General features: G+C 71.7%; 3 protein-coding genes. 1 reads left to right on the top strand and 2 read right to left on the bottom strand.

Annotation, left to right across the window (positions count from 1 at the left end; genetic code table 11):
- The first annotated feature begins 631 nt into the window (after positions 1 to 631).
- Positions 632 to 1,735, top strand: coding sequence for a citrate synthase 2 (locus AOK16_RS21805; protein WP_055473879.1), 1,104 nt, complete (start codon positions 632 to 634; stop codon positions 1,733 to 1,735).
- Between the two features lie 94 nt (positions 1,736 to 1,829).
- Here AOK16_RS21805 and AOK16_RS21810 read toward each other — a convergent pair whose 3' ends face one another.
- Together AOK16_RS21810 and AOK16_RS21815 are read right to left on the bottom strand one after the other, a co-directional pair.
- On the bottom strand, positions 1,830 to 2,741 hold the full coding sequence (locus tag AOK16_RS21810) for a S1 family peptidase (protein WP_240483689.1): 912 nt from the start codon (positions 2,739 to 2,741) through the stop codon (positions 1,830 to 1,832).
- Between the two features lie 322 nt (positions 2,742 to 3,063).
- Positions 3,064 to 3,931: (Fe-S)-binding protein (locus AOK16_RS21815; RefSeq protein ID WP_169790931.1), on the bottom strand; the 868-nt coding region annotated here is incomplete at its 5' end.

Below are 3,931 nucleotides of genomic sequence, written 5' to 3' on the forward strand. Positions count from 1 at the left end.
CACCGGCCCGGCTGCCCGACGGCCCAGACCTCAGCCGAGACACCCCCGCCAGCCCGCCTACACGACAGTGCAGGCTCTGGCCGAGGCACCACGGTCGCCCAACGGCCCAGGTCTTGGCCAAGGCACCCCACCGGCCCGGCTGCCCGACAGTCCAGGTCCGGCCAATACGCCCCAGCCGCCCCGGCAGCTCGGCTGCCCGGCGCCCCGGCCGCTCGGCGGCCCTCACGTCTGCCCGGGGCAGGCCGTCCGAAACCTTCCCGGGCCGAGCCCGGCAGTGTGCTGCTTGTCACGCTTCCGCGCATCTGCCGGAACGGCCAAAATTCTGTGCTGGGCCGCTGTGGCCTCCGGCATACCCGCCCAATGGCGGGCCCGGCATGTAGTGACGTGTACTGATCTGTATGGACTCTGTATCGACCGGTGAATGACCGTCCATCACGGGGCCGGGGGGTGGCCACCCTCCACACGGGGCATGACCGGGGTGACCGATACGGACCGCGAGCCGCAGACCGGCGGCCGCGTACCCGTCCCGGCACCTCCGACCGGCAGCACCATCGCCACCGCCCACCCCACAACATGGCCGCGCGCCAAGCGTCATGAGCCGTGCGTCGACCACATCATGAGGAGCCGCCTGATGTCCGACTTCGTACCCGGACTCGAGGGAGTCGTCGCGTTCGAAACGGAGATCGCCGAACCCGACAAGGAAGGCGGCGCGCTCCGCTACCGAGGCGTGGACATCGAGGATCTCGTCGGCCACGTCTCGTTCGGCAACGTGTGGGGCCTGCTGGTCGACGGCAGCTTCAACCCCGGCCTGCCGCCCGCCGAGCCGTTCCCGATCCCGGTGCACTCCGGCGACATCCGCGTGGATGTGCAGTCCGCGCTCGCGATGCTGGCCCCAGTGTGGGGCCTGAAACCGCTGCTCGACATCGACGAGGCGCAGGCCCGCGAGGACCTCGCCCGGGCAGCCGTCATGGCGCTGTCGTACGTCGCGCAGTCCGCGCGCGGGCAGGGGCTGCCGATGGTGCCGCAGCGGGAGATCGACAAGGCGGAGACGGTTGTCGAGCGCTTCATGAAGCGGTGGCGGGGCGAGCCGGATCCCAAGCACGTCAAGGCGGTCGACGCGTACTGGACGTCCGCGGCCGAGCACGGCATGAACGCGTCCACGTTCACTGCCCGGGTCATCGCCTCGACCGGCGCGGACGTCGCGGCGGCTCTGTCCGGCGCGGTGGGCGCGATGTCGGGGCCGCTGCACGGCGGCGCGCCGTCGCGCGTCCTCGGCATGATCGAGGAGATCGAGCGGACCGGGGACGCCACGGCGTACGTGAAGCGGGCCCTGGACAAGGGCGAGCGGCTGATGGGCTTCGGGCACCGCGTGTACCGCGCGGAGGACCCGCGGGCGCGCGTGCTGCGGCGTACGGCGAAGGAGCTGGGGGCACCGCGGTTCGAGGTCGCGGAGGCGCTGGAGCGGGCGGCCTTGGAGGAGCTCCACAACCGGCGGCCGGACCGGGTGCTGGCGACGAACGTGGAGTTCTGGGCGGCGATCATGCTGGACTTCGCGGAGGTGCCGGCGCACATGTTCACCTCGATGTTCACCTGCGCCCGTACGGCGGGGTGGAGCGCGCACATCCTGGAGCAGAAGCGCACGGGCCGCCTGGTCCGCCCCTCGGCCCGCTACATCGGCCCCGCGGCGCGCGACCCCCGCGAAATCGACGGCTACGAGGACATCACGCGCCACTGAGAGCCAAGAAGGGGCGCCGCGGGTGGAGCGATGAAGAAGGTGCGCCGACGTGTTGCGGGGGAGGGTGTCGGCGCACCGGCTCAGTGGGCAGGTGTCAGCGGCCCAGCTTCTTCTTCAGGCGCTTGGCCTCGGGGGACTCCCACAGGGTGTCCCACAGCCTGGACGAGCTGGTCGAGGTGTAGACGCCGGGGCCGCCCTGGCTGGCGCAGCCGTCGCCGTACGAGACGACGCCGATCTGGATCGCCGTCTCGCGACCGGGGACCTTGCGGAAGATCGGGCCGCCGCTGTCGCCCTGGCAGGAGTCCTTGCCCTCGAGTCCCGCGCAGATGTTGACCTTCGCGTTGTACTCGCCGTAACTCACCTTGCACTCGTCGTGCGAGAGAATCGGGACCTTCACCTCCCGCAGCCGGTCCGGGGAGTGGCCCAGATCGGTGTCGGTGTTGCCCCAGCCGGTGACGACGGCCTTTGCGCCGGGACGGATCAGCGCGTCCGTGCCGGGCGTCGGAAGTTTGACGGGCGCGATTCCCTTGACGGGCTTGACGAATTCGACGAACGCGACGTCGTACGCGGAATTCCCGTTGAGGTAGCGGGGGTGGACGACGATACCGCCGGGGTCGTCCTCGCCCTCGGACGGGCGGGCGTTGCGGACCTGTCCCTGCGAGGAGTTGGACAGGACGGTGCGGCCGACCACGACCTGGAGGTCCTTGGCCTCCATGCCGGCGACGCAGTGCGCGGCCGTCATGACGACGGTCGGGTTGATCAGGCTTCCGCCGCAGAAATGGCGGTCCCTGGCAGTGCCCTTGCCCTTGGAGAGCAGGGCAGCCATGAAGGGGTACGCGTCGGCGGAGACGGCCGTGCCGCCGATGATGCGGGCGCTGGGGACCGATGGGGCGCCGACCGGGTAGGCGGCTTGGGCGGCCTGGACGCCGGCCCGGCCGGCCGAGGCGGCCCGGTCGGCCGAGGGAGTCCGGTCGGCGGCCTGCGCCAAGGGGGCCGCCGATGCCACGAGGGCGAGGGCGGCACCGGCCGCCAGCCCGGCCCCGGCTATTCGGCGGGTTCTCCGTATCCGGCTTCCGCTAGGCAGTAAAAGTCGCATGGGGGTGGTCTCCGATTCCGTGAGAACGAGACTCCGGCAGGCCGGGGAAGGGAGCAGGAATTGCACTCAACCGACCTGCGGAGAAGCGGTGTTGCAGAACATTAGGAGTCAATGCCTGCACACGTCAAAGGATTCCCGAAGAAAGGGAGTTGTGTATTTTTGAATCGACTGGAGGAATTCCCCTGGGCATTCCTCCGGCCAATTCGTCAGACGGGCGTGGCTGCCGTGAGGTTCATTCGGTGCCGGGAGAATTTGCCGGGCCTTGATGCGGGTGGGCCCGGTCCGGGACTGCCAGGCCCTCCGCCAACACCTCGGCCAGGTGGCGGGCTTGGCCGCGACCGCCGCCCTCCCCCGGTCCGGCCGGCTGGGCCAGTTCGGCCAGCTGCGTACGGCAGGAGAAGCCGTCCGCCAGGATCTCCGTGTCGGCCGAGGCGGAGACGGCGGCCCGCACGGACGGCAGCAGCTGCTCCTCCGCGCAGGCGCGCGACACCTCGAAATGGCCGCGCTCGAAGCCGAAGTTGCCCGCCAGGCCGCAGCAGCCGCCGCTCAACTCGCCGGTGAGCCCGGCCCGCTCGCGGAGCCGGCGCTCGGCGGCGTCGCCGAGTACGGCGTGCTGGTGGCAGTGGGTCTGGCCCGCCACCGGACGGTCCAGGCGGGGCGGCTGCCAGTCCGGGGCGAACTGGTCGAGGGCCTGCGCGAACGTGACGACGGAGGCGGCGAGCCGCGCCGCGCGCGGGTCGTCCGCGCCGACCAGCTCCGGGAGGTCGGTCCGCAGCGCGGCCGTGCAGCTCGGTTCGAGCCCGACGATCGGCAGCCCGGCCCGCAGCGCGGGCGCCAGCACGTCCAGCGTGCGCCGCATGACCTTGCGGGCCCGCCCGAGTTGCCCGGTCGACACCCAGGTCAGCCCGCAGCACACGGGGCGGGGCGGCACGACCACCAGCAATCCGGCGGCCTCCAGCACAGTTACGGCTGCCCGCCCGACGGACGGGGAGAGGTAGTTGCTGAACGTGTCGGGCCACAGCACGACGGTGCGCTCCCGCGCGGGCGACACAGTGCGGCCGAGCCGAGCTCCTGAAGCGGCGCCACCGCCCGCCCCGGAG

The sequence above is a fragment of the Streptomyces pathocidini genome (genome assembly GCF_001418495.1).
GTDB lineage: Bacteria > Actinomycetota > Actinomycetes > Streptomycetales > Streptomycetaceae > Streptomyces > Streptomyces pathocidini.